We start from the raw sequence: 24087 nt of genomic DNA on the forward strand, positions 1-24087 counted from the left end.
ACGATACTACATAAATAACGTTATTTATGTTATCCTGTTTAGTAGGTCATTTGACACGAATAAAATAAATTCTTTTTTGAGAAAGGAAGGATGAAAAGAATGGAATTTATAGGTATTCTCTGTTTGATCTTGTTAGCGACAACCATTGGCTCTCACCTTTCACGGAGGTTTGGTGTACCTGCGGTGATCGGTCAACTACTCGTTGGCGTCTTGCTTGGTGGTGCGGGTCTGGGATGGGTGCATCCAAATATTCTCGTCCACGATTTTTCAGAAATAGGTGTCATTTTATTGATGTTTTTAGCTGGACTGGAAAGCGATCTTTCTCTTTTGAAAAAATACTTTCGACCAGGAATGTTCGTTGCTTTATTAGGGATCATACTCCCCGTATTATTTGGTTGGTTGACGGGTGAAATTTTCCAAGTCACAAGGAATGAAGCTATCTTCTTTGGAATCATCCTCGCAGCAACTTCTGTTAGTATCTCTGTTGAGGTATTGAAAGAACTTCATGTAGTCAACACAAAAGAAGGTTCGACTATCTTAGGTGCTTCAGTAGTTGATGACATTCTTGTCGTGTTGGTGTTAAGTTTCAGCTTATCATTTTTGACAGGAGAATCTGGTAGCAGCCTCCCTTTACCGCTTCTTTTATTGGAGCAAGTGATCTACTTTATTTTTATATTTTTATTAGTCAAATGGATTGCCCCATTTTTGATGTCACTAGCTGGAAAAATCTATGCCAACTCTGCGATTATCATTGTTTCCTTGGTTTTATGTCTAGGTATGTCCTACATCGCTGATTTGATCGGACTAAGTTCAGTTATTGGTGCATTTTTTGCAGGAATCGCGGTGAGTCAAACTTCGGTCAAAGAAGAAGTGTATCATAATGTCGAGGCATTAGGTTATGCCGTATTTATTCCAGTCTTTTTTGTCAGTGTTGGACTAGAAGTCGATTTCTCTAACTTTGGAGAACAATTGATTTTTATCTTGATCCTAACAACTGTTGCAGTCTTGACTAAACTTGGTGGTGGTTATCTAGGGGCGAAAGTAGCCGGTTTCTCAACGAATAGTGCCTTTATGGTAGGAGCTGGCATGATCTCACGTGGTGAAATGGCACTGATCATCTTGCAAATTGGACAACAAAGCCAATTGATTGAAGCAAAATATTATTCTCCACTTGTGATCGTAATCTTATTAAGTACTTTGATCTCTCCATTGATTCTTAAATACTTTACTAGAAAAGTGTATCATGGGTGATTCGTTCTCAGATAAATAGAGCCTTTCTACTAGATTTCTCGAATCTAATAGAAAGGCTCTATTTTTGATCAAATAATATGCTCTTTGCTATCGTTCCATAACTCTTCTGGCGAGTAATAATCATTTTCATTCAGAACAAGAGTGCCATCTGGTTGAATTTCAATGGTCGATCCTACCCAGGTTGTTTGTGAAGCCAATAAACTATTCTTTCTCTTGCCATTTTTCATCGAAAAAGCTTCTGCATGTTCTTTGGCTAAATGTGATTTTAAATATCTTGTTTCCCCATTATCAAATTAGATCTTCAACATGCTTGCTGCCATCTCCGCTTTTACTGCTCTTGGGACATCAGTCATCTTATCTCCTCCTCTTGTTATTTACACTCGTTTCTATAGACTAGTGGATCACTAGAAAAGGAAAATAGCCAATGGTTTTGTATCCGATTTCACACTCTATGTTTATTGGTAAGTTTGGTTCAAATACTGCAATAAAGCAGGCGCTCGATTAGTAGCAGAATCGCCTTCTTCTCTGTTTTCTAACATGCTGATCACCAAGTAGCCATTTGTTTCAGGATTGATCGCATAAAGGAAACTGTTTTCTTGTCCTTTTTCATCCTGCTTTTCTTTGATTTCAGCTGTGCCAGTTTTTGCTGCAAGCGGAATGCCAAGAGCAGCTAAAGAATGTGCAGTTCCGTTAGGATCTTGCACAACGTCGACTAAATCTGGCAAAATCGTTTGGACACTTGATTCACTGATCACATTTTTCTTATCTTTAGTTTCCTGATCCATAACTAATCGTGGATAAACTAAACTGCCATTATTTGCAAAAACACTATACATCGCAGCTTGTTGGATCGGATTGATCAATAATTGTCCTTGCCCATAGCCTGTATCTGCCAACAAAATCTCCGAATTGAATGAGTCTTCATTTGAGATCTGCGCAGGATTCATTTGGATCGGTAAATCAAGATCTTCACCAAAAATAAATTGATTCAGTCCTTTTCTAAAGGCTTCTTCCCCCATTTTCAATGTTTCTTGTGCCATATAGATATTATCAGAATAAACTAAAGCATTTTTCAAGTTGACTTGTGGTACATCACTGACACGTGTCACTTGGTAAGAACCCCAAGAGCTATCTTTTTGCCACTTCAATCCATTGATCGTTAAGACTTCATCTGGATTCAATGTTCCATTATCTAAGCCGATGGCTGCGGTGATCATTTTGAATGTTGAACCCGGCGCATAACCTGTCGCAAAACGACTGATAAATGGACGATTTGGGTCTTCTTCATATACTTTGTAATCATCTTGGGAAATACCGTTCGTCATTTTATTTGGGTCATAACTAGGTGAACTGACAAGGGCCAACAAATCTCCAGTTTTAGGGGCTGTCGCCACAGTAGAACCTGGTTTTCCATCTAAGCTATCGAATGCCGTTTTTTGCGCATTAGCATCGATCGTCAACTGGATATCCTGTCCATTTTTTACTTCATGTTGGAGTAAGACCGCTTTTTCATTTCCTTCTTCATCTGTGACACTTAATTTCCCGCCGTTCGTACCTCTTAATTCTTTGTCGTAAGCCATTTCTAAGCCTGAACGCCCGATTTTTCCTGTGCTACTCAACTCAGGATTTTTCTCAATGTCTTCTGCGGTGATATCTCCTACATAGCCAATCAATTGGGCAGCGGCTTCCCCTAGCGGATAATAACGACCGTCAACTTCTTGGATCGTTGCTCCATTGGGAAGTTCTGGTGTTTCCCCATCAATGATTTTTAAAGGAACAAAGTAATCCGGTTGGACCCAATCTTGAGAAATCGCTTGTTCTATACTGGCTTCCGTCAAATCGAATGCTTCAGCGATTGCTTTGATATTCGCTGATTTTTCCTCACCCTCACCTAATTTCGCAGGTACGACACCTAATTGTTTTAATTTCCCAGTTGTCGCTAACGGCTGTTTATTACGGTCCAAGATTTCGCCACGCGACGCTATATCTGTACTCAAGCTGACTTTATCTTGTCCTTCCATTTGCGGAAAAATCAAATTAGGTTGCCAATTGATTTTGGTTTGGTCTCCCTCTTTGGACAAGGTTCCTTCATATGCTAAGTCTTTCAATTCACCTAGCGTCGTATTCATTTTAGCTTTATACGTAAACTCATACGTATCATTCTCTTTTTTTGTCACGGATAAGTCTGAGAGTTTGATCCCTCTGATCTCTGCTGCACCGTAAATGTTTTGATATTTTTCCAAAATATCTTGTTCAGTAAGATCACTATCTTTCTCTACTTGAAGTGATTTTACCGCTTCTTCATAATTTTCCTGATTCAGGGAGTCAATAAATCCTTCAATCGTTTGTTCTCCAGCTTTTACTGCTTGTTGTTCCTGAACGTGTTGATAATAAAAGAAGCCACCACCAGCTGCTGCAAGCAAGACGACGATTCCCGCTCCGATATAGATGCCGGTCGATTTTTTCTTTTGTCTGCCACTCCTCTTCATGTTTTGAATACCTCTCTTTATTAAAAGTACGAATCAAAGATATTCTAACACATAGAAGAGGAAATAGAACAGCAGCCCAAATGATTCTTAACCAGTACTGTTCTTATGTTAACTTTTTTTTAATCAAAATAAACCAGTTCGTTTTAGGAACTGGTTTATCAATATGGTTATATGGTTATTTGTCCAAAAACTCGTGTATCGCTTGCTGATTTTTAGTCAAGTCGATTTCCAAGACACTACCAGCTGGTGTATTATCATTGAAGTCCCAACTTTTATCAACGGGCACGGACAATGTATCGATTTTCTTCTCGTCATCTAGGAAATCTAACCCACAATCTAACAGTACACTTTCCGGTAGATTGGTTTGGATACTACCTAAAAGTTTGCCGATCGCCTTGGGTAATTTGATGATCGATGTGACATCTTTCAATTGACTGGCTACCGCCTCAACGACTTGTTGTTGTCTACGGATCCGTCCAAAATCACCTTCTTCGTCTTCACGAAAACGAGCATATTGCAGCAAGGTATTTCCGTCCATTGTTTGCTTTCCTTTTTTGATAGCTACCCCATCTAAATCCAAATCTTTTTCTGCATCGATCGTGACGCCATCTGGAAACAATTCATCAATACAATCAATAAAATCTTGAAACGTAATACTTGCATAGTAAGGGGTCTCTAATTTGAAATTATCTTGTAAGGTTTGGTTTAATAAGTCGATACCTCCATATGAATAGGCGGCATTGATCTTATTCATTCCATAACCAGGAATAGAGACGTAAGAATCTCTCATGATAGAAATCAATTTGGCTTGTTTGGTCTTTTGATCATATTGGGCGACCATCAAAGAATCCGAACGACCATTTTCTTCTTTTGATCGTGCATCAGAACCAATCAATGCTACATTGATGATCGATGGGACATCTTGTGCATTGACTTTCTCAACTGTTGCAGATTGTTTCACTGAGGAGAACCCTTGGATAAATTCAAAAGAAAAAAAGCCAATGACCATTGCAAGTACTAACAAGATACTTAATATGATTTTCTGAAATGGTTTCATTCAGTTGCCTCTTCCTTTCAAACTCTTCTACTTGAAACGAGGACCTTTGTCTATTATGATGAATCAAGTGAAGAGTTTATTCTCTTACATGTCTTTGGGTCGATTGAGCTGCAACTCGTCGACCTTTTTTGTTTGTCTCTCTGTTTTATTTCGTTCGGTATTCTTTGGAGTGAGACGAATACCTTTATTGATAAAATCAAATAGCTTGTTCCAGCGCATCCCCTTTCTTGTCCAGACACAAGTTAGGCAAAGCGAGCAAAAAAGGAAAAGAAAGCATAAGAAAAGGTCAGAAACCTTTTCGAACAAGATTTCTGACCTAGCATCATCTCATCGTCCGAGTTTTAGCACTATACAACGTAAAGAACGTATTCTTAGCTATTGGAAAAAGCCTTAATCCGACAATTCCTGTTTGACCCATTGGCGTCTTTCGACGTTTCTGGGCAATAGCCTATGTTTGTATAGGAGCCTCACCTAACAAGGTTAGTACTTATTTGATTTTCACAAAATTTATCATATTCCTCTTCCCATTGATAATCAATAAAAAAAAGAATAAAATAACTAAATTAAACTTTATTTAATAAATGTAGAGCTAACGTTTGATTCTTAAATCATTTTTACACTAGAAAAAACTGCGTTATCAGCCCGATATTTATTCCGGACGTAACAAGCGAATGATCTCACCTAATTTACCGTAGTCGTTTCCTGCTAAGCGGCTGATTGGTTGTAACTGTTTCGGATCGATATAGCCTGTTTGTTCATCATAAACAGCTTCACTTATTTGATAAGTAGAAATTTGCAGTAAAAATAAATCAGCGGTTGTTTCTTGGCCTTTTTTGATCGGCACATGTTGGTATAGTGTCGTTTCAAAGGCAATACTTGCTTCATTGATTCTTGGGACGCTGATCGTATCGGATTCGGAAGTAGTGAAAGAGGTCAACGACAATTCACTTTCTTCGCTTGATAAGCTAGCAGCTGTCTGATTCGCATCTACAAGTATTCTTTCGTCAAGAACATGGATCACCGCTTCTTTTGTATCGATAAGATGCTTTGCTGTATCTTTCCACTCCCCATTTTTTCTTTGGATAGCTAAAGAAAGTATCGGCGGATTGGAACTGACGATATTGAAGTAACTAAATGGTGCTACATTGGTCACTCCTTTTGAAGACCTTGTCGCAACCACTGCCACTGGGCGAGGGATAACTGAGCCAATCAACAGTTTATAATTTTCTCTTTCTGTTAACTCTGAAGGTACTCGTTTGAACATTTGCTTTCCTACTTTCTGGTTGAATGATCATTCCTGATGATAGTCATGGTATCGGACAATCTCCTTCATTGTCAACTAAACGTTCTTATTGCAACCTTTATTCACAAAAAAACACCCAGCGCAGTTTCATGCGCTGAGTGTCAAATTGATTATTTCAATCGGAATAATGTTGGTGCTTGGTCAGGTGCCCAAGTAACATCACCAAAGTTGAAATGTGGAACAATAGTTATGTAGACTCTTCCATTGTGTCTTACTTCTTCATTCATAGAATAACGTTCTGGTGAAGCCATTGAACCTACTTTCCATTCACGGATTCCTTCGATTGTTTCATCTTGTTTCGTTGTCACTGATAAAGTGTTACTTGCATCTGAAACTTCGTCTGTTGTACTGATTGCACGTACCACGTATGAGTATGTTGTGCCAGAAGCCAAGTTTTCATCTGTGTAGCTAGTAGATGGCGTTGAAGCCACTAACTGACCATTGCGATAGATATCATATTGTTTGATACCTTGTGTATGGGTTGAAGCTCCCCACATCAATGACACACTTGAAGTCGTTTCGCCCATTGAATGTAAGTTTTTAGGAGCAGTTGGTTTTTCTTCAGCAGTTGTCGCTCTAGTTGTCACTGAAATCGCTGTTTTGTCAGATGTCAATCCAGTTTGGCTAACTGCTTCGATCTCATAGTTGTATGTTGTTTCTTCATTTAGTCCTGCATCTTTAAATTCTGGATCATTTGTATTATCAACTAATTCACCGTCACGGTAAACGTTGTATGATACAGTATTGGCTTGGCCATTCCATGCTAATTCTACAGAAGAAGCAGTCACATTTGCAGCACGTACATTTTGTGGTGCTTGTGGTTTCACAGGAATAGCTGAATCACCTTTCACATCAACATCAATCACGTTGTAGAATGCATTAGCTGTATCCGCTACATCCCAAACAGCTAAAATCACATGGTAACCTAAACGATCACTTGGTACGTTGATTGCGTGTGATGTCGTTGTTGCTGGTGTGCCATTATGGTTGATCGTACCAATCAATTCAAAATCAGAACGTTCTAATTTATCGTTTGGATTCCAATCTGCTTTTGTCATGTAATAATGCCATTTTGTTGTTGCATGTCCAACAGTATAGCGTCATGTAAATAAGTTTGCTCCTTGATCGATCGATTGTTTTGTCCAAAGTGATGAAGTTTGTTGATCAAGATTGAAATCACCAAGTGAACCACCTGCTGATGCAATTTGTCCATCAGCTGGTCCAGCTTGTGGGTATCCTTTTAAGGCTTCTAAAGATTGAGATTCGTTGATAACCGCTCCATATTTTTGGAAAGCAGCATTCCAGTTTGTGTCTCTGTCTAAATGTCCTTGGTACCCACGACTGATAGGAGACTGTACATATCCGTGTGCAGATGCTTCATTCCCACCAATTGCTAGACTTGCTCCAAATAAAATACTTGAGCATAAAATGGTTCCTAAAATTTATTTTTTCATGTTTCCCTCCGTAATTAACGATTAATATAGATAACTTCAACTTTTTTCAAAAATTTCATATTATGTATTTGTTTTTGTTATCTTAAACTAAGAATAACAGACAAATATGTTTAAATCTAACCAGTTATTACCGCAAGCAAGGTAATAATAAATTACAAAAAAATGTTGAATCACCGTACAAAACGTTCCTTAAACAAGATTTTATGGATGTATTTTAGTATTGGAATAATTGAAAAAAATATTGATCGTCTATATTCTTGATTTTTTATTATAAATCAGCAAATTTTTAACTATTAAAATTTCGTTATTTCTTATTTATGAAAAAAACTATAACTCTAACTATAATAACAACTAACCCCTTACTCTTTTGCTAGTGTAAGTTCATTCATTTGCGGTATCGATTGCTTCATCATATGATGATACAAAGGGGGAGTATTTATGAAAGCTTGGCTGATCGTGCCCTTTGCCGTTTTATTGTTTTCATTAACGGGTTGTGAAGAGCCACAGCAGATGACTGTTCCTGATCAAACGAAAAGCACTAGTTCTACTGTCGAACAAATAACCACTGAACAAACCGATCATTTAATCGAAGAAACGGAGGAATCGCTTGTGAGTTACCCATCTGGCAGTTTATTAGCCGCAGTCGAAGACAACGATCGAAAGAAAGTTGAGGATATTTTACAAACAGAGTATTCAATCGATGAACAAAATGACAAAGGCGAAACACCTTTACTAATTGCCACACATCATGATTTTGTCGAGATCGCCAAACTTCTGATCGATCATGGTGCGTCAATCGATATCCAAGATGCGATTCAAGACAGCCCTTACCTTTACGCTGGAGCACAAGGAAAAACAGAGATCCTATCTTATATGTTGGAACAGCGTGAACCAAATCAAGCAATCGTCAATCGTTTTGGCGGTAATGCCTTGATTCCAGCAGCTGAAAAGGGCCATTTAGACAATGTGAAACTCCTGTTAACCGACGCACGTGTGGACATCGACCATCAAAATAATTATGGTTATACCGCGTTGATTGAAGCAGTTGCTTTACGTGATGGTTCTGAAATCTATCAACAAATCGTTCAAGAACTGTTGAATCATGGCGCAGACAAAACGTTACGTGACAATCAAGGGAAAACTGCGGAAGATTACGCAAGAGAACTGGGATATACTGAGCTATTGGCACAACTATCTCAATCATAATATAAATATAAACGCTGAAAAAACTCCCTCAAATGCGGTGTACACGCATTTGAGGGAGTTTTTTCATCCTATTTTTATTTGCCGATCACGTTGAAATTATGATTCACTTTTGCATCTATCACTTTTTTTCGTTTGAAATAGTCGGCAATCAATTCGGTCATATCGATTGGATATTCTTTTACGATCTTCTCCGCTGAAAACATCTTATAATTTCCACCACCAACTGCTCGATATTGATTGATCACCACTTCTAGTGGTTTATCTAAGGGAATCGGTTCCCCTTCTTTTTCAAAGCGCGTTACACGATGCCCGATGGGGTGATTTAAATCAATTGTGTAATTGATACCTTCATACATATCATAGTTATAATATTGAGGTTTGGGCTGGATATACTTCGGATCAAACGTAATTCCTTCATCGGTTGCCATTAAGTAACCAGCCGTTTGTTCGAGTGCTGCTTTCAGTTCTTGTCCTGTCACACGTACAACAGCCAGAGTATTCGGGTAAATATAATTCGTAAGAATATGACGCATACTGACAGATTGTGGCAAACCAGTCACTTCATTATTGAATAAGGCTGTTCCTGAAATCTCTGCTCCAGTCGCATCCATCTGTATTCGATTGATCAATTCAATATATGGATGCTCATTGACTCTAGCTGCCATTGGATCAATAATCCGTAGATCGCCCAGCACTTCTCCCACTGGTTGGTCTAGCCACACATCTAATGCTTTTGAGACTAGTCCAACTTGTTCAAGAATAATAGGATCTGGAGATGCCTCGTTCGTCGGATAAAGTTGACACGAGTGGTCTAAGACGATAAACTTGTTATCTTGCTTTTTGACAGTTAGTTTGATTGCTCCTACAAAAGCCCCACGATATCCTGGTTGGATCACTGGTACACCATTGACGACTTCAGCAATTTCACGATGTTGATGCCCTGTGACTAACGCATCGATCCCAGGTACTTCTTGTAATAATTGACTTCCTTCGTTTTCACCAGTCATTGCTTCAGTCGGCTCGTTTGTTGTTAGATCTTTTTCAAAACCACCATGGTATCCAACGACGACTAAATCTGCTAACTCACGTAATAGTGGCACGTACTTTTTGGCCGTTTCCACAGCCGACACAAAGTGAAGATCCTTGATTGTTTCAGGATTTTCCCAGTTTGGGATATACTGGGTCACTAGTCCCAAGACCGCCACTTTGATCCCTTGTTTCTCAATGATCTGATACGGAGGTAAAACCGATTCCTGTTGATTCTTCCTTAACATATTGGCTACGACTATTGGGAAATCATAGGATTGGATTGCTTCATTCAAATAGTTCCAGCCATAATTAAATTCATGATTACCTAACACACCTACATCATAGTTCATGCCGTTTAGAAGCTTTGTTAACGTCGAGACAGAATACTCCGGTTGTTTTGCAACAAAATAACTAAGTGGCGAACCTTGGATAAAGTCACCGTTCTCAATCATGAATACCGGACCGCTCGCTGCTTGTCTTAATTCCTTCAGTTTTCCAGCTACCTTCGCCACACCAAATGGTTGTTCTAGGTCACTGGCATAATTCGTCGGCAGAACGTAGCCGTGCATGTCACTTGTTGCAAGGATCGTCACGTCCATTATTTCACCCTCTCAGTCGTTTTTATTGGTTCCAAGCATCTTCTAACTGCGGTACTGAATCTGTGATCAATTGATCTGTATCTTGATTTGTGTTAGCTAATATATTCTCCATGATCGTACGTATTTCGTTGAACGCATTGTCACTATTCTCCACGACTGGAATCGAGAACAATTCTTTCGTTGCCTCTTCTAACTGTCGTGGGACTTTTGTTTCCGATGAATTTTTGTAGTCATCACTTTCTAATACTGATTCGATCGTTGGCATATAGCCAGTCATGGTTGCCCAATACAATTGGTTTTCTGGCTCTGATAAGAATTTCATATATAAAAACGCTGCTGTCCGTTCTTCTGGTGTGGCACTACTGAACATGTAGAGATCCGTTCCTTGTTGTAAATTGATTTTTTCAGGGCGTGGAGCAACGTCATACGTAAATACACCTTCCGTATCTTTCTTCACATATCCTTCCCCTGCAATCGATCCGATAAACATAGCTACTTTTTGATTGGCAAAAGGCCCTGATAAATAGTTGTCTGATCCCGCAATCCGGAAGTATCCATCTTTGACACCCTCCGCGTAATAGTTGATCAATTCTTTTGATTTGTCACTGGTCAAATCTAACTCTTTGTTAAATTCAACCCCTTTGTTTTCCATACCAATCGTATAATAGTTGTTCAAAGAATCAAAGCCGGCACCTACAACTTCGCCATCCGTTGCTTCATAAATCTTTTGGGATGCTTCTTTGAGTTCAGCGAATGTCGTTGGTACAGCGACATCATATTTTTCCAACATATCTTTGTTATAAAAGAGCATTTCAGTCGATTTATTAAAAGGAATACCGTACTGGACATCATTGATCTTGGCGCCATCCAGCAAAGAGGTACGAATCGCTTCTTGGTCTTGCCAACCAATCGTGTCATTATCGATCAATGGTTGGAGATCAACGAGCATCTCGTCTTGTGCAGCATCGTATAACCAACCAGGATAAGCTTGAGTAATGGTTGGTAGATCTCCTGGTGACGGAAGAGTGGAGTTGATCTTTGCTTGTAGATCAGAATATTGGGCTTGGTTTTGTAATTCGACTTTGATAGTTGGGTTTGCTTTAACAAAATCATCAGTCATCTTTTGTAACGCTGTTTCTTGCGCACCGTTCATTGCATGCCAAAAGGTGATCGTCGTGTCTTTTGTTAAATCAGTGACAATTTCTTCACTTGACGAAGATGCGTTCGAGCCAGTGTTCCCACAGGCGCCTAAAGTCATTACAGCTGCTGATGCTACCAAAAACTTACTAATAGTTGTCCATTTCATTTTTCATTTTCCTCCAATTATAGTTGAATGGTTTCGCCTCTTTGTACTAATACTCTGCTTCCATATGGATTATGCATACTCTCAGGTTTTAACGTATGGATTGGGACCAACATAGCTGGTTTTATCCGATCGATGATTTCTGCTAGATCCGCAGGTTTTGCATGACCTGATAATGATAACTGCTTAAACTCCACTTGTTGCTTTTCAAAAGATGCTCTAAAAATCGCGTACTGGGGATCAAACTCGCCTAATGGTTGGGCATCACTGTGTATATACAGACCTCCTTTTTGTAATGAGTCAACCTTACCAACAAATTGCCAAAAATAATCTGTCGAATCTGCTAATAAAGTATCGTAAGAATACTCAAGTTGTGGATCTAATGTATCGATCCGCTCTTTCTTCTCAGCGTAGTAATAAGGGACTTCTCGTTTTGCGACTTTTTGTAAGAGTAAAGCCATTTCTGCTTCCACAACTACTTGTCGTGGGGAGGCATCGATCAAAGCTTCCCAGCGTTTGATGTTCGCTGGATAAAAATTGAAGGTCAATTGACGATTCTCGTTTTCTTGGATCAACTTCACCAGTTGCTCCGTCAGTCCTCTTTCGCTATCTGGTGATGTCACATGTTTCTTTTCTTTCTCTGGGAAACTAATGCTCACTCCTTCCAGCATCAATACATCGACCTTCTGTGCCGCTTCACAAAACTCTTCTGTCAAATGTCGGTCAAATCCATGAAGACGAAGGTCACCTGAATAAGCAATCAAAGCAGTTGGTGTTTCGATAAGAAAGGCTGCTGCCCCATATGCATCATGATCCACAGGAAACAAACGTATCGTTATTTCGCCAATGTGAATATCTTGATCAGGCGCAATCGTTTTGATCATTCGTGTATTTCCTTCTATATAAGGTGAAGGCAACAAGAATGTCCCGTTACGATTTAAGCTTTCCAATAAATCTTTGGTCGGCTCTAATGTATATAAGGGGATTTTTGGATCAAGATAATTGATCATTTTTGTATGATCCAAGTGAACATGCGATAAAAATACTGCAGTATTTTTAAACTTAGTCTCTTGCTTTTGTGTGGTCAATCGAGGATCATAAATATCAATTGCTGGAATAAATCCTACATCTAGTAAAGTTGGTAGCTCTTCATTTGGTAAGTTGATCTCAGGGTGATATTCTGTCCCAAAGTCAAAAAAGATTCTATCGTCCCCGTAAGCAACTTCAATGACTGTTCCACCGATCGTCATGAGCCCACTATGAAAGGTAATACTTGTTTTTTGATTAGCCTTTGATCCCATTTTTTGCCACTCCTCGGATGATTTCTTTTCTAAAAATAAAGTAAATAAGCACAATTGGTAATACCGTTAAGGTGGCTGCTGCTAATTGTAAGTGGACATCACTGCCACTTTCGCTCGTAAATGCAGATAAGCCATTGTTCAATAATCGAAACCTTTTGTCATTTGTGACCAATAACGGCCATAAAAAGGAGTTCCAACTCGAAATGAAAGTCAAAATTCCTACTGTGACCAGCGCTGGCTTAGACATAGGAACAAGGATCTTTTTTATATATTCCATATCAGATGCGCCATCGATCTTAGCTGCTTGATAAAAGGAACGTGAAATACTTTTCAAGTAATTAGTCAAATAATAAATATAAAAAATACTCGTCAAAAACGGTAAAATCAAGGCAGTATAAGAGTTCAACAAGCCTAAACGTGCGATTGTATTATAATTCATAAATATGATCGACTCGTATGGAATCATCAACAGAGAAATCAATCCTACCATCACTACTTTCTTGTAGCGAAATTCCAAAGTTGCTAAAGCAAATGCTGCCAACAGTGAAGTGATAATGGTTGCCAATGTAGTTACTAACGATACAAATGACGTGTTGATGAAGTATTGAATAAATGGCGCTTTTTCAAATACCGCGAAATAATTCACCCATTGAAAGGAATCAGGTATAACAGTTGGTGGAATACTTGTCGCTTCCCGATACGTCATCAATCCACCGAGTATCATATAGATAAATGGAAAAACAGTAATGATTCCTAGGAGTGTCAAAAATAAGTGTGAGAGCAATGTAACGATTTTTTTCATCTTTGTCTCCCTACTTTCTTCAAAATCAACTGTTGGAAAAAAGTAATACTTAGAATAAGCAAGAATAAAACAAGTGTTGCTGCCATAGCTAGACCTGGTCTACCTGCAACGTGGAACTTATCATAAATGTAAAATACTGCGGTCATCGCACTTTTTGCAATTCCAGCTTGACCACCAAACAGTGCATAAACTTGCGTGTAGATTTTAAATGCGCCAATCAAATTGACTGTTAAGAGAAACGTCAATGTAGGAAGCAGTTGGGGCAAAGTGATTTGTAAAAAAATCTCCCATTCATTTGCGCCAAACATTTTCGCGATCTTGTAATGCTCTTTGTCAATGTTACGGAATCCGGCTAATAATATGATGATATTGAAAGCTAGACTTGTCCAAATACCAAAGAGGATCAAAGTCGGCATACTCATTGACACACTATCTAACCAATTCACGCGGGGAAGCCCAACAAACTCGAGTAAATAATTGATGAGTCCGTAAGATCCGTTGAAAAAATAGCGAAAAACAATACCGATCGCTATTGTACTCGTGACATAGGGCATAAAAAAAATCGCTTCAAAAAATGACTTATACTTTACTTTTTCAAAAATCACCCACGCAATTGCTAATGAAAGAATCAAAGCAATTGGTACGACTGTAAAACTGTAGAATGCAGTATTTTTCAATGCGCGAAAAAATACCGGATCACTAAACAACCGTTGATAATTCTCAACTCCTGCAAAGCGAGGATTGATCAATGTCCCTTTTTGAAAGCTCATAAAAAAAGCTCGAAAAAGCGGATAAATATTGAATACGAAAATTGCAAGTAATGCTGGAAGCAAAAAATACCAAGCCTTTAGCTGATTTTCAGAGTTATAATTCTTCTTTCCCATCAATAGATCCTCTCTCCATCAAGACTGAATAAGAACACTTTAGGATAAGCCAAATTAAACGTAACCTCAGTTCCTTCAGTAATCTCATTTTCCACTCGTACAATCGACTTTACTCGCTCTCCTGCAAGTTCAAAGTGTAAAATCCGTTCACGACCGATCAACTCAACACTTTGAATCTTCCCTTTCAAAGGTCCATTATCGCTTGGAAAGATATCTTCAGGACGCATGCCTAAGTAATATTTACCATTTGTGATTGATTTTTTGAAACGCTTTTCCATAAAATGAGTAAGTGGTAAATCAAATGACGCATGTTTGACCCGATCATCGATGACTTCAATCGGTAAAAAATTAATAATTGGATTACCAATGAATTTCGCCACGAATAAATTTTCTGGCTCTAAATAGAGATTTTGAGGGTCATCTTCTTGTTGTATCTTGCCATCTTCCAACAAGATGATTTTGTCACTGATCGATAGAGCTTCTTCTTGATCGTGGGTGACAAAAATCGTCGTGATCCCCACTTCTTTCACTAACCTGCGAATTTCTTCACGGATCTTCAAGCGTAGTCGAGCATCGAGATTACTTAAAGGTTCATCCAATAATAAGACTTCTGGTTCTTGTACTAAGGCTCTCGTGATGGCTACTCGTTGTTGTTGCCCACCAGATAAAGTCCCAGGTTTCTTGTTCTGCAACTCTTTGATATTGGTTAAATCCATATATTTTTCAGCAATCACTTTTGCTTCGCCTTTTTTCTTTTTATTATCCCCAACTAATAAAGGAAACATGATGTTTTCTAAGACAGTCATGTGTGGATACAACGCGTAATTTTGAAAAACAAAGCCAATATTACGATCTTTAGGTTCTGTTTTTATGACCGATTGCCCGTTAAAACGAATATCGCCATCTGTCGGTTGTAATAGTCCTGCGATGAGGTTCAACATCGTTGATTTACCACAGCCACTAGGGCCTAAAAGACAAACAAGTTCTCCTCTTTCAATCGCAAAATCTACTTGCTTAAATGCTTCAAAGCCATTATCAAAAGTTTTCTGTAATCCGATCACCTCAATCATAAGTGACCCTCCGCTCTTCCTTATATTTTTTATGACAGTTGTTTTCTTTCACATCTTCATCTTAACGTTCGAATATTTAGATTACATATATTATTTGTAAATATCTTGAAAATATTCTTAACTCCTAGTTTTTATGTTTGTTTTATTGTAAAAAATTGAAATCAATGTTATAAAATGATGCTTATAAAAACTCTTCATATAATATTTCAATAAAAGGATAACAAAGAAAAAATGCTCTATCTATAGCAATATTTAACGTCAATACGAGAAATAACAGTTATCTAGCAGTTAAACCTCGAAGATTGCTATGGAATAAGCATTTTGTTATTTTTTTAATATCAAAAAAATCGTAGTTTACATATTATTTTTATGATAAATACGGAATTCAAGTGACTTAACCGATTGATAAAAGACAAACAACGAATATTCGAAAATATGTACAAACAAACAGACCACAAAGAGTTAGAATAAAAACTACTCTTTGTGGTCTGTTAGAATATTTAGTCGATCTCTTTCTTGATCAGATCATTATATCTGAGTAAGCGATCTTTGCTTAAAGCTTACGTGCAAAGAATGAAACGATCAATACTAAAATGATTGCTCCGATAAGTGATGGTACGATTGCCATTCCACCGATCACTGGACCCCAAGTACCTAAAAGTGCTTGACCAATAGCTGATCCAACTAGACCTGCGATCACATTCGCAATGATTCCCATTGAAGAACCTTTATTTGTGATTGCTCCAGCAATTGCTCCGATAATACCACCAACGATTAATGACCAAATAAATCCCATGATTATTTCCTCCTAAAATTCTATAAAATAAGTTTATTGTACGCGTGGTTCATTGTTTTCTTTTACTTTTTGCGCACCTTTGCCAACAGCTGATTTTGCTTTGTCAGTTTGTTTTGAAGCAAATTGACCAGTTGATTTTGCTGCATCAGTTACTTTATCTTGTACTGTTTCTTGATCTTTTTCGTATTCTGCTTGTGTTTTGATGTCAACAACATTTACGTTAACTTCGATCACATCAAGATGAGTCATTTCATTTACTTCTGTGCTGATCAATTCTTTGATTTGATCGTAAATGTTTTCGATATCTTTTCCATATTCAACAACTACATCTAAATCAACAGCAACTTGTTTTTTACCAACTTCTGCGTTAATTCCAGCAGTCACGTTATCTGTATTGACTAATTTTTCAGCAATATTTGAGAAAAATCCGCCATCAAGAGTCAACAAACCATCAACGTCTTTCAATGCGTAACCAATGATTTTTTGAATGACTTTGTCTTCATAAGTCAATTCACCTTTTGCTGTAGTATCAGCAACTGGATTTGTACCTGTAGTAGTGTTCACGTTTTTGAAATCTTTGTTTTCCATATTAAATTCCTCCTATGATTTGAAATATTCATCTAACAATTTGGTTTCTTTTAAATAAAAACCAATACCCACACCAATAGCGGTCATGATCAATATTAAAAGAGTTTTGAAAAATCCAACTGTTAACCATAAAACGGCTAATAGTAAGCCAAGACCCCCAAAGATAATAGGGAGCTTATATAGTGAAAAAAATTCTTTCATTTGTGTGCCCTCCTATTCTACTCGTGAGTGCTGGTTGTCTTCATGATCTTTTTCTTCTTGATAACTACTATAATTGACAGCTACTTTGATCTCTTGTTCTGAACCAAGGACATTGGCAACTTGATCTCTCACTTCTTGCATCAACATTTCTGTTTTACCAATCAGAGAAGAAGTACGTTTTAAATCGCCTTTTACATGAATATTGATTTTCTGTTTTGTTGATCGTACTTTGACTTTTGGTGATTGGATGAACTCTTCTTCGTGTAGATACGAACGAGTCAGTCCTTCAATTGCTTTTTTATCCAACGTCAATTTTCCATCTTTGTGCTTTAATACGAAGGTTCCTTTCGATTTTGGATAGAAAAGAACAAATAATAAGATGAGAACGACAACAATTGCAAAAACGACTGCAACCCAGAAAATAAATTGTTGCATATAATAATTTGTTATCGTAAAAAAGCGAAAACGTTCCAATTGTTCAGGTAAGATATATGGTGCATTAACTAGAGCGATGATCAAAAGTACTGAAAGTAAAATTATGCTTACAATTACACCGATGATCTTTACCCCCTTATTCATTTTCCACCTCCTAAGTATCTTATTTTTTATTTTTCAACACATGACCAACAAGTATATCGCTTGAGGAACCCATAGAAATACCTACCTAAAGTAAGCGCTACCAAAAAGTGCAGGCTCAAAATAACTTTGGTAATCCCTCCTGAATAGAAATCTTAAATAACAGTAACAATTATTATATAACTTCTATTGTTTCTTGCTGGCTATACTACAAGGATAGTATTCAAGATTAAAAATTGCAAAGATAATGCTCATTTATATTACAAAATAAAAAATAAAAATGACAAAATGCAGCAAGAAACGATCATTCCCCACTTTCAAACCAAATGTTTTAATGTTTTATTATAAAGGATGATACCCTTTTCAAAAACCATTAAAATATTTTATAATAAGTAAAAGAAAAATGTTAGAATAATAGTTATTCAATTTAGTAAAACTATTACTCTTAGAAAGAGGTGTCATATGCTAAAAAAATCCATATATGCATTTATAATAACGATTATTTACTTGATTGTTTCCAATGCTGGTAATCTATTTTTTGGGGTGTCTAAAGAATTTAGTTGGACCACTACTCTGTGGGAATCATTGTTTTTCTTTTTATTCGTTCTCTTACTACAAAATTATCGAAAGAAATGAATGGGTATGAATATCAAAAAAATAAAAAGCGATTTAGATTTTTTCTAAATCGCTCAGACTGTAGACAAAAAGGAGTGGCTTAATTGCCAACTCCTTTTTATTAGTCTTTGTAGAAATTTGAAATAAAAAGCCATAGGCTTTTTTGCTTTCCATAGCCATGAGGCTAGTTTTTTTAAATTCATGGCAGCAAACGTAAGCATCGTGTGCGTGGCGACTTTTTCGAGACCTCGATATTTTGTCCAACGCATACCATGCTTTTCTTTTGCATCTGCAAATATTCGTTCAATAGTTTGTTTTCTCTTTTTATAAATTTCTCTATTCAACGCCGTATGGCGTTGGTGTTCAAGTTCATCCATAAGATCCGCCCAAACATGTCGAGTTACTATTTTTTGATGTTTTGTACTCAAAGTACAGTTTTTAAGTAATGGACAACTCCTACAGAATTTTGGATTTGATTTATAGGTTCGATAACCATCACGAGTGATAGTTGAAAATAACAACGGTTGATTATTGGGACATAAATAGCAGTCAAAATAGGCATCATAAACAAAGTCTTTTTTACGAAACATTCCTTTTACTCCATGAGGTACAGTATATGGAAGAATCGGGTAGAGTTTCAAGTGTGACAGAAAATGAACAAATTTAGGCGTCTTATATCCTGCATCAGCGACAACACGCTTTATATTTGGAAAAGCTCTTTTCGACTGTTTGACCAGATCGATTGCGACTTGGCTGTCATGTACATTTCCTGGTGTGATTAATGTAGATAAGATAAAACCATTATCTTCACAGGAAGTATGCGCGGAATAAGCAAATTGTTTTTCTCGTTCACCTTTAACATAGTAACCACTTTCTGGATCTGAATGACTTATTTTTTGAAGACTCAACTCACTTTCTGTGTCCCATGTAAAAGGACGTTTTCCTACAGCAATACGTTCTTTATTTATTTCATCTTCTAATTCATCTTGATAAGCTTTAGCTTGACCGTAGGTCATTTCTTTTGTGAACTTATGTTTATTGGCATTTGCCTTAATATGAGGAGAATCAATATAAAGGTTGTCTTCCGTAACGAAGCCAGCTTTTACAGCTTGTTCTAGAATATGAGAGAAAATGTCTTCAAATAAAGTTGTTTCTCTAAATCTTCGAACATAGTTTTTACCAAAAGTAGAGAAATGCGGGATAGGATCCTCGAATGAATAACCTAAAAACCAACGATAAGCAACATTTGTTTCAACGTCTTTAATGGTCTGTCTCATCGAACGGATACCAAATAAATATTGGATAAATACTAATTTAATTAAGACCACTGGATCAATACTGGGACGACCATGGGTCGAATACGTAGATTCTACAATGGGATAAATGAAATCAAACTGAATCGCAGCATCAATCTTTCGAACTAAGTGATCTTTAGGTACAAGATCATCAATTGTTAACATAGCAAATTGATTTCTACCTTCAATCGATTGTTTTCTCATCATTAGAATCACTCCCAGAATAGTTTATACAATGAGTATAAAACAAAAAAACTGCAAACAACACTCCAAATTTAGGAGTTTGTCTACAGTCTGAGCGATTTAGATTTTTTCTAAATCGCTTTTTTATTTTTATTTATTCATTTCATTTTTTAATGCTTCAGGCATTTTGGGTTCGTAGATAACGAATGTGCAATCTGCACCGATCGTTCCCATTGCGTAAGTTGCGATAGCAATCGCCATTGTTGAGATAACCTGCATCATTTGTAATTTCTTTGTTTTTAGACTTGTTAACATATTTACTCTACCCCTTTATTTTTAATAAACATCAACAATATAGCAATTGCTAGACCTAACAAAAGATATGTACGAATACTGTCACTAGGTAAAAGCAAGCCGATCGTTGTGATGAACAAAATAATAAGAACCGCTTTTCTTAATCGGAAAGGTCCTTTTGCTTGATTGATCGTCCGCTCTTTTACGAATATTCCTAAACCCACAAATAGAATTCCGAGAACAAACACAGGACGAGTCGATTCAAAACCAAGCGAAGCGGTGATCCATGGCAAAACAACCAAGAAAAGCACACTAAGTATTGTACAAACTGCACTGTTACTTGCATGAAATCCTTTCGTGGTAAAACGAACTGAGATGAATACAAGGTGTGTGATGAATACTGCTCCCACAATATGTAAGAGAAACGCAATACCATACATCACGATCATCTTGAACAGATCAACAAATAGGATCGATAACCCATATTCCACCTTTGCTTGTTCAATCGGTGAAAGTCCTAATTGTGAAGCGAAATGTCCACTTATTTTCTTTGATAATTTTTCCTCTATTGAAATGTACTCTTCAGTCATCTTTCACGCTCCTTCGCAGTTTATTATACCTATTTTATAAATCTATGGATTATTTTATCAAAAGTGTTTCTTTTTTTGTCAAAAGTGCAAAAAACGATGCGTCTATGCTTTGGGCGAAAACTCATTTTCAAAACGAGTAGCTAATTTTTTTAAGTATCTGGTAGATACTAAACATTCTTCCCCGTTCGTCATAATCACTTTTCGCTCTTTTTTATTGATTTCTGCTATATTTGCCAAATTGACGACAAACGATTGGTGACAGCGACACAAAGAATCACTTAATTTTTCGATTTCTTTAATTTTCCCCGCATACTCAATCATGCGATTGTCCAAGTGTACGATCAATTTATGTGGTGTTGAACTTGAACTAAAAAAGAGAATTTCATCCACATATAATTTTACATCGACGGCACCGCTTTTTAACCAGATCTGTTCCCTGGTAGACAACGCAGTATTCATATAGCATTCGATCGCAATATCAATACAACTGTTGATTTTTTGTTGCAATTGTTCTTCATTATCTTTGATTATATAATCCAACGCCTCTACCTTATAAAGAAAAGTAAGATAGACAAAATCGGTATAAGTCGTAACAAAAATGATTTTGGCTGTTGGATCATACTGTCGGATCTGCTTTCCTAGTTCCACACCATTGATATCTGAATTTAAATCGATATCTAAAAAATAGATACCCTCTGTTTTGTTAGTTGACACGTAGGATAAAATATCATACGGGTTATCTGCAGCTAGTTGGAACTCCACATCATAGTCCATCATCATCACGTAATTTTTAATAATATTGGTGATGCGGTTACGATGGATCTCTTCATCATCACAAATAAAAATTTTTAACATAGTTACCCCTCTACCTCACATATAGTTATGATTTGTATAAACTTTTCATCTTGGATCTTTGTATCTAAAAATACATTTGCATTCAACTGGACTAGCTCATCCAGATTTGTCAAACCTATCCCAGAATTACCGGGTTTTGTCGTAAAACTTGCTTTCTTTAAATCATGTAATTTAGGCAAATCATGTGGACAGTTATTGATCAACATAAATGTACAGTCTTTATGGTCTGCCACGATTGCTAGTTCAATTTCTGGATGTTCAATTTCTTCTGAGGCTTCAATTGCATTGTCCAAGATGATCCCCAGCATTCTTACGAGTACCATCGTAGACACTTCCACATGATTGACCACTTCAGGCACAGAAATGCTCACATGGATTCCTTTCTGGTGTGCCATATATAACTTACTCATGATCACACTTTTGATTTCTCGAATTTTTATATTTGAAATCGAAGACATCCTAAAAATTTCTTGGTCAAAAATCGATCCTGTCGCTTTGATACTATTTCTAAAATAATCCTTTAGACCTGTTAAATCTTCAGTTTCGATATACTCTTCCAATGAAATTAGAATATTTTTGTAATCGTGTTTAAATTTTAGAATCTCTAAATAATTTTTTTCAGCTTGTTCACTATATTCGATCAAGTAACTCATTTGACGTTTTTGCTCTCTATTTTCATATTCCGTTCTTTTTATGAAAATAAAAGAAAAACAAATGATCGCTGACAACAGCCCATACAATATCATGAATAGCTCATGTGCATCGATCAAATAAATTCGCAAATTTGGAAATCTTTCAATGACCACCAGACAAAAATAGACACAAATCGTCGCTGTTGCGATGATTCCGCTGATTTTCATCGTCAAGAGATCTTTGTAGCACTTTTCTAATAACCATGTTTTGAAAATATATGCAAAGAAGAAAAAAAGAAGGGTTCCTAGAATCACAGTTAATCTTATGTTTAGAACCAAATGAAGAATCGTATAACTAAAATTGATGATATAATCGGAAAAAATATATAAACAGAATGTGACAGAAGGGATAAATAGCGCAATATAAATATTTCTCCGGAAGTAATAGGTTACGGCACATAAACTAGCCCATAAAACTGCAGTTGCAAAAAAATTCATCAAAAAATAAAGTGCCATATAGCAAATGATTCCAATGATTGACAAAATGACGTAATACCGATTTTTTAAATGCGTTTCCAAATAGCTAGTCACCCAAAAGATGCAAGCCGTTTGAACGATGACAATCAACAAGCTTTCCAGCGTGTCTAAATTCACAAAATATCCCCCTAATTTAAGTAAGTCCTCACGTGCACAACAAACCAAAAACAACAAAGAATTGCTTCATTACCCATTTCTCTTAGACAAAGACTAATTTCTTCATTTTATGTACCTTTCGATAACAAAAACGTTTTAATCCTTTTCACCAAAAAAGATTGTAGCACATTTCACTAGTCTTTTGGATTACATGTTGATTAATAAACTGCGTAGAACTTTTCATTTTTTCGGTGCAGCCAAGGATTTTTTCTGGAAGTAATAGTCTATTTACATCAATTGTATGTTGTGCTATAATAGATATATTGCGAATCATATGTTATACGACATCTTAATTTGTTTTTATGAAATTTAATCCCACTGGCGTAACTAAAGGGTTACAAGGATGTATTAGTGGTTAGGGAATACATTGTTTAAATGAGAAAGAGTTAATATAGAGTAATCGCCTCTTTAGAGGTTTTAAGTAACACCAATGCTTCGTTAGATTGCCTTTTCTTCGGAAAAGGCAATCGTTCAACTATTTTTTTATCGAAAAACGATATATTATAGTTGAATATCAATATATACATTCTATTAGGAGGTTAAATAAATGAAAAATCATTCACGCTTTTTAAAAACAACGACTATCGGAATATGTGTTGTTTTCGGACTCTTTGGTCTGTTGTTGGGTACTCAGTTACTGACCAAAGAATCAAATGCCCCCTTAGATTGGCAAACCACCCTATTGAGTTTAGTCATTTTCACCACTCTACTATCAGGTATCATTATTGGCGGTATCATTTTTAAATTCTTAACAATCATCTCTAAAGACCAAACATTTTCTGATCATTCACATCGTTTAGTTAGCTATATCCGAAAAGTAATGATTTTCTTATCACTCAGTACTTTTGGTATTTTACCAAAATTCTATCAAATGGCAGATGCGGATGACGCGCCTGGATTGATGCTATTAGGTTTTGCACTGGTTTTCTTACCTTTTGCGGGGTTAGTATTAATGAATGTCTTGATCAAAATATTGGAAGAAGCAATTCGTTTGAAGAAAAATGACGAATTGACCGTGTGA

Annotated in this window: 22 protein-coding genes, 1 pseudogene and 1 riboswitch; of the genes and pseudogenes, 3 read left to right on the forward strand and 20 right to left on the reverse strand. The window is 36.8% G+C overall.

Features of this window, described 5'->3' with window-relative positions:
- The first annotated feature begins 99 nt into the window (after positions 1–99).
- Positions 100–1251, forward strand: a complete 1152-nt coding sequence (locus IGJ49_RS07355) for a cation:proton antiporter (RefSeq protein ID WP_010735399.1) — start codon at positions 100–102, stop codon at positions 1249–1251.
- Between the two features lie 68 nt (positions 1252–1319).
- Here IGJ49_RS07355 and IGJ49_RS07360 read toward each other — a convergent pair whose 3' ends face one another.
- The 5 genes and pseudogenes from IGJ49_RS07360 to IGJ49_RS07380 all read right to left on the reverse strand — a co-directional run bounded on the left by IGJ49_RS07360 (position 1320) and on the right by IGJ49_RS07380 (position 7542).
- Positions 1320–1478, reverse strand: a complete 159-nt coding sequence (locus IGJ49_RS07360; RefSeq protein WP_023519711.1) for a hypothetical protein — start codon at positions 1476–1478, stop codon at positions 1320–1322.
- 228 nt (positions 1479–1706) lie between these two features.
- Positions 1707–3740 carry a penicillin-binding protein PBP4(5) gene (gene pbp4, locus IGJ49_RS07365; protein WP_023519712.1) on the reverse strand — a complete coding sequence of 678 codons (2034 nt, stop codon included), beginning with the start codon at positions 3738–3740 and terminating at the stop codon, positions 1707–1709.
- A gap of 175 nt (positions 3741–3915) precedes the next feature.
- The gene (locus IGJ49_RS07370) at positions 3916–4797 is read right to left on the reverse strand and encodes an LCP family protein (RefSeq protein WP_077151305.1); all 882 of its coding nucleotides are present in this window, start codon (positions 4795–4797) and stop codon (positions 3916–3918) included.
- Positions 4798–5116: 319 nt separating this feature from the next.
- A riboswitch (M-box (ykoK) riboswitch) is annotated at positions 5117–5283 on the reverse strand.
- A gap of 163 nt (positions 5284–5446) precedes the next feature.
- Complete coding sequence (locus IGJ49_RS07375) at positions 5447–6061, reverse strand: flavin reductase family protein (protein ID WP_010735396.1); 615 nt, start codon at positions 6059–6061, stop codon at positions 5447–5449.
- Between the two features lie 149 nt (positions 6062–6210).
- A pseudogene (locus tag IGJ49_RS07380) lies at positions 6211–7542 on the reverse strand (lytic polysaccharide monooxygenase).
- Positions 7543–7992: 450 nt separating this feature from the next.
- On the opposite strand from IGJ49_RS07380, the gene IGJ49_RS07385 reads away from it, so the two are divergent.
- Positions 7993–8760: an ankyrin repeat domain-containing protein gene (locus IGJ49_RS07385; protein WP_010735394.1), complete on the forward strand. Its 768-nt coding sequence runs from the start codon at positions 7993–7995 to the stop codon at positions 8758–8760.
- A gap of 74 nt (positions 8761–8834) precedes the next feature.
- Here the strand turns inward: IGJ49_RS07385 and IGJ49_RS07390 are convergent, their stop codons facing one another.
- The 15 genes from IGJ49_RS07390 to IGJ49_RS07460 form a co-directional block, all read right to left on the reverse strand.
- Positions 8835–10388: a bifunctional metallophosphatase/5'-nucleotidase gene (locus IGJ49_RS07390; RefSeq protein WP_375152299.1), complete on the reverse strand. Its 1554-nt coding sequence runs from the start codon at positions 10386–10388 to the stop codon at positions 8835–8837.
- A gap of 22 nt (positions 10389–10410) precedes the next feature.
- Positions 10411–11694 (reverse strand): extracellular solute-binding protein, encoded by a 1284-nt coding sequence (locus IGJ49_RS07395; RefSeq protein WP_023519718.1) that lies wholly within the window; start codon positions 11692–11694, stop codon positions 10411–10413.
- A gap of 17 nt (positions 11695–11711) precedes the next feature.
- Positions 11712–12992, reverse strand: a complete 1281-nt coding sequence (locus IGJ49_RS07400) for an MBL fold metallo-hydrolase (RefSeq protein WP_349519494.1) — start codon at positions 12990–12992, stop codon at positions 11712–11714.
- On the reverse strand, positions 12976–13794 hold the full coding sequence (locus IGJ49_RS07405; protein ID WP_438722961.1) for a carbohydrate ABC transporter permease: 819 nt from the start codon (positions 13792–13794) through the stop codon (positions 12976–12978). Before IGJ49_RS07405 ends, IGJ49_RS07400 begins: the two co-directional genes overlap by 17 nt.
- The gene (locus IGJ49_RS07410) at positions 13791–14678 is read right to left on the reverse strand and encodes a carbohydrate ABC transporter permease (RefSeq protein WP_041684204.1); all 888 of its coding nucleotides are present in this window, start codon (positions 14676–14678) and stop codon (positions 13791–13793) included. Before IGJ49_RS07410 ends, IGJ49_RS07405 begins: the two co-directional genes overlap by 4 nt.
- On the reverse strand, positions 14678–15748 hold the full coding sequence (locus tag IGJ49_RS07415) for an ABC transporter ATP-binding protein (protein WP_438722964.1): 1071 nt from the start codon (positions 15746–15748) through the stop codon (positions 14678–14680). The genes IGJ49_RS07410 and IGJ49_RS07415 overlap by 1 nt, the downstream gene beginning before the upstream one ends.
- 553 nt (positions 15749–16301) lie before the next feature.
- Entirely contained in the window at positions 16302–16544 is a 243-nt protein-coding gene (locus IGJ49_RS07420) for a GlsB/YeaQ/YmgE family stress response membrane protein (RefSeq protein ID WP_010735387.1), read from the reverse strand.
- A 33-nt stretch (positions 16545–16577) separates the two neighbouring features.
- Complete coding sequence (locus tag IGJ49_RS07425; protein WP_010735386.1) at positions 16578–17132, reverse strand: Asp23/Gls24 family envelope stress response protein; 555 nt, start codon at positions 17130–17132, stop codon at positions 16578–16580.
- Between the two features lie 12 nt (positions 17133–17144).
- Positions 17145–17333 carry a DUF2273 domain-containing protein gene (locus IGJ49_RS07430; RefSeq protein WP_010735385.1) on the reverse strand — a complete coding sequence of 63 codons (189 nt, stop codon included), beginning with the start codon at positions 17331–17333 and terminating at the stop codon, positions 17145–17147.
- A 12-nt stretch (positions 17334–17345) separates the two neighbouring features.
- Positions 17346–17912, reverse strand: a complete 567-nt coding sequence (gene amaP / locus IGJ49_RS07435) for an alkaline shock response membrane anchor protein AmaP (RefSeq protein ID WP_023519722.1) — start codon at positions 17910–17912, stop codon at positions 17346–17348.
- A gap of 686 nt (positions 17913–18598) precedes the next feature.
- The gene (locus tag IGJ49_RS07440; RefSeq protein WP_438722968.1) at positions 18599–20026 is read right to left on the reverse strand and encodes an IS1182 family transposase; all 1428 of its coding nucleotides are present in this window, start codon (positions 20024–20026) and stop codon (positions 18599–18601) included.
- Between the two features lie 126 nt (positions 20027–20152).
- The gene (locus tag IGJ49_RS07445; protein ID WP_010735382.1) at positions 20153–20317 is read right to left on the reverse strand and encodes a cyclic lactone autoinducer peptide; all 165 of its coding nucleotides are present in this window, start codon (positions 20315–20317) and stop codon (positions 20153–20155) included.
- A gap of 2 nt (positions 20318–20319) precedes the next feature.
- Positions 20320–20886, reverse strand: a complete 567-nt coding sequence (locus tag IGJ49_RS07450; protein ID WP_137072478.1) for an accessory gene regulator B family protein — start codon at positions 20884–20886, stop codon at positions 20320–20322.
- 102 nt (positions 20887–20988) lie between these two features.
- Positions 20989–21741, reverse strand: a complete 753-nt coding sequence (locus IGJ49_RS07455; protein WP_438722970.1) for a LytR/AlgR family response regulator transcription factor — start codon at positions 21739–21741, stop codon at positions 20989–20991.
- A 2-nt stretch (positions 21742–21743) separates the two neighbouring features.
- Entirely contained in the window at positions 21744–23027 is a 1284-nt protein-coding gene (locus tag IGJ49_RS07460) for a GHKL domain-containing protein (RefSeq protein WP_023519726.1), read from the reverse strand.
- A gap of 586 nt (positions 23028–23613) precedes the next feature.
- Between IGJ49_RS07460 and IGJ49_RS07465 the strand changes: the two genes are divergently transcribed.
- On the forward strand, positions 23614–24087 hold the full coding sequence (locus IGJ49_RS07465; protein WP_349519500.1) for a DUF2975 domain-containing protein: 474 nt from the start codon (positions 23614–23616) through the stop codon (positions 24085–24087).

It is taken from the genome of Enterococcus sp. AZ171 (assembly GCF_051714005.1).
GTDB classification, from domain to species: domain Bacteria; phylum Bacillota; class Bacilli; order Lactobacillales; family Enterococcaceae; genus Enterococcus_B; species Enterococcus_B pernyi.

Bases quoted from the DNA above. Each gene is read 5' to 3' on its own strand.
- IGJ49_RS07440 (WP_438722968.1), bottom strand. From the start codon at position 20,026: ATGATGAGAAAACAATCGATTGAAGGTAGAAATCAATTTGCTATGTTA.
- IGJ49_RS07400 (WP_349519494.1), bottom strand. From the start codon at position 12,992: ATGGGATCAAAGGCTAATCAAAAAACAAGTATTACCTTTCATAGTGGG.
- pbp4 (WP_023519712.1), bottom strand. From the start codon at position 3,740: ATGAAGAGGAGTGGCAGACAAAAGAAAAAATCGACCGGCATCTATATC.
- IGJ49_RS07360 (WP_023519711.1), bottom strand. From the start codon at position 1,478: ATGAAAAATGGCAAGAGAAAGAATAGTTTATTGGCTTCACAAACAACC.
- IGJ49_RS07420 (WP_010735387.1), bottom strand. From the start codon at position 16,544: ATGGGATTTATTTGGTCATTAATCGTTGGTGGTATTATCGGAGCAATT.
- IGJ49_RS07465 (WP_349519500.1), top strand. From the start codon at position 23,614: ATGAAAAATCATTCACGCTTTTTAAAAACAACGACTATCGGAATATGT.
- IGJ49_RS07455 (WP_438722970.1), bottom strand. From the start codon at position 21,741: ATGTTAAAAATTTTTATTTGTGATGATGAAGAGATCCATCGTAACCGC.
- IGJ49_RS07355 (WP_010735399.1), top strand. From the start codon at position 100: ATGGAATTTATAGGTATTCTCTGTTTGATCTTGTTAGCGACAACCATT.
- IGJ49_RS07375 (WP_010735396.1), bottom strand. From the start codon at position 6,061: ATGTTCAAACGAGTACCTTCAGAGTTAACAGAAAGAGAAAATTATAAA.
- amaP (WP_023519722.1), bottom strand. From the start codon at position 17,912: ATGAATAAGGGGGTAAAGATCATCGGTGTAATTGTAAGCATAATTTTA.
- IGJ49_RS07395 (WP_023519718.1), bottom strand. From the start codon at position 11,694: ATGAAATGGACAACTATTAGTAAGTTTTTGGTAGCATCAGCAGCTGTA.
- IGJ49_RS07390 (WP_375152299.1), bottom strand. From the start codon at position 10,388: ATGGACGTGACGATCCTTGCAACAAGTGACATGCACGGCTACGTTCTG.
- IGJ49_RS07445 (WP_010735382.1), bottom strand. From the start codon at position 20,317: ATGTTAACAAGTCTAAAAACAAAGAAATTACAAATGATGCAGGTTATC.
- IGJ49_RS07450 (WP_137072478.1), bottom strand. From the start codon at position 20,886: ATGACTGAAGAGTACATTTCAATAGAGGAAAAATTATCAAAGAAAATA.
- IGJ49_RS07405 (WP_438722961.1), bottom strand. From the start codon at position 13,794: ATGAAAAAAATCGTTACATTGCTCTCACACTTATTTTTGACACTCCTA.
- IGJ49_RS07385 (WP_010735394.1), top strand. From the start codon at position 7,993: ATGAAAGCTTGGCTGATCGTGCCCTTTGCCGTTTTATTGTTTTCATTA.
- IGJ49_RS07410 (WP_041684204.1), bottom strand. From the start codon at position 14,678: ATGGGAAAGAAGAATTATAACTCTGAAAATCAGCTAAAGGCTTGGTAT.
- IGJ49_RS07430 (WP_010735385.1), bottom strand. From the start codon at position 17,333: ATGAAAGAATTTTTTTCACTATATAAGCTCCCTATTATCTTTGGGGGT.
- IGJ49_RS07425 (WP_010735386.1), bottom strand. From the start codon at position 17,132: ATGGAAAACAAAGATTTCAAAAACGTGAACACTACTACAGGTACAAAT.
- IGJ49_RS07370 (WP_077151305.1), bottom strand. From the start codon at position 4,797: ATGAAACCATTTCAGAAAATCATATTAAGTATCTTGTTAGTACTTGCA.
- IGJ49_RS07415 (WP_438722964.1), bottom strand. From the start codon at position 15,748: ATGATTGAGGTGATCGGATTACAGAAAACTTTTGATAATGGCTTTGAA.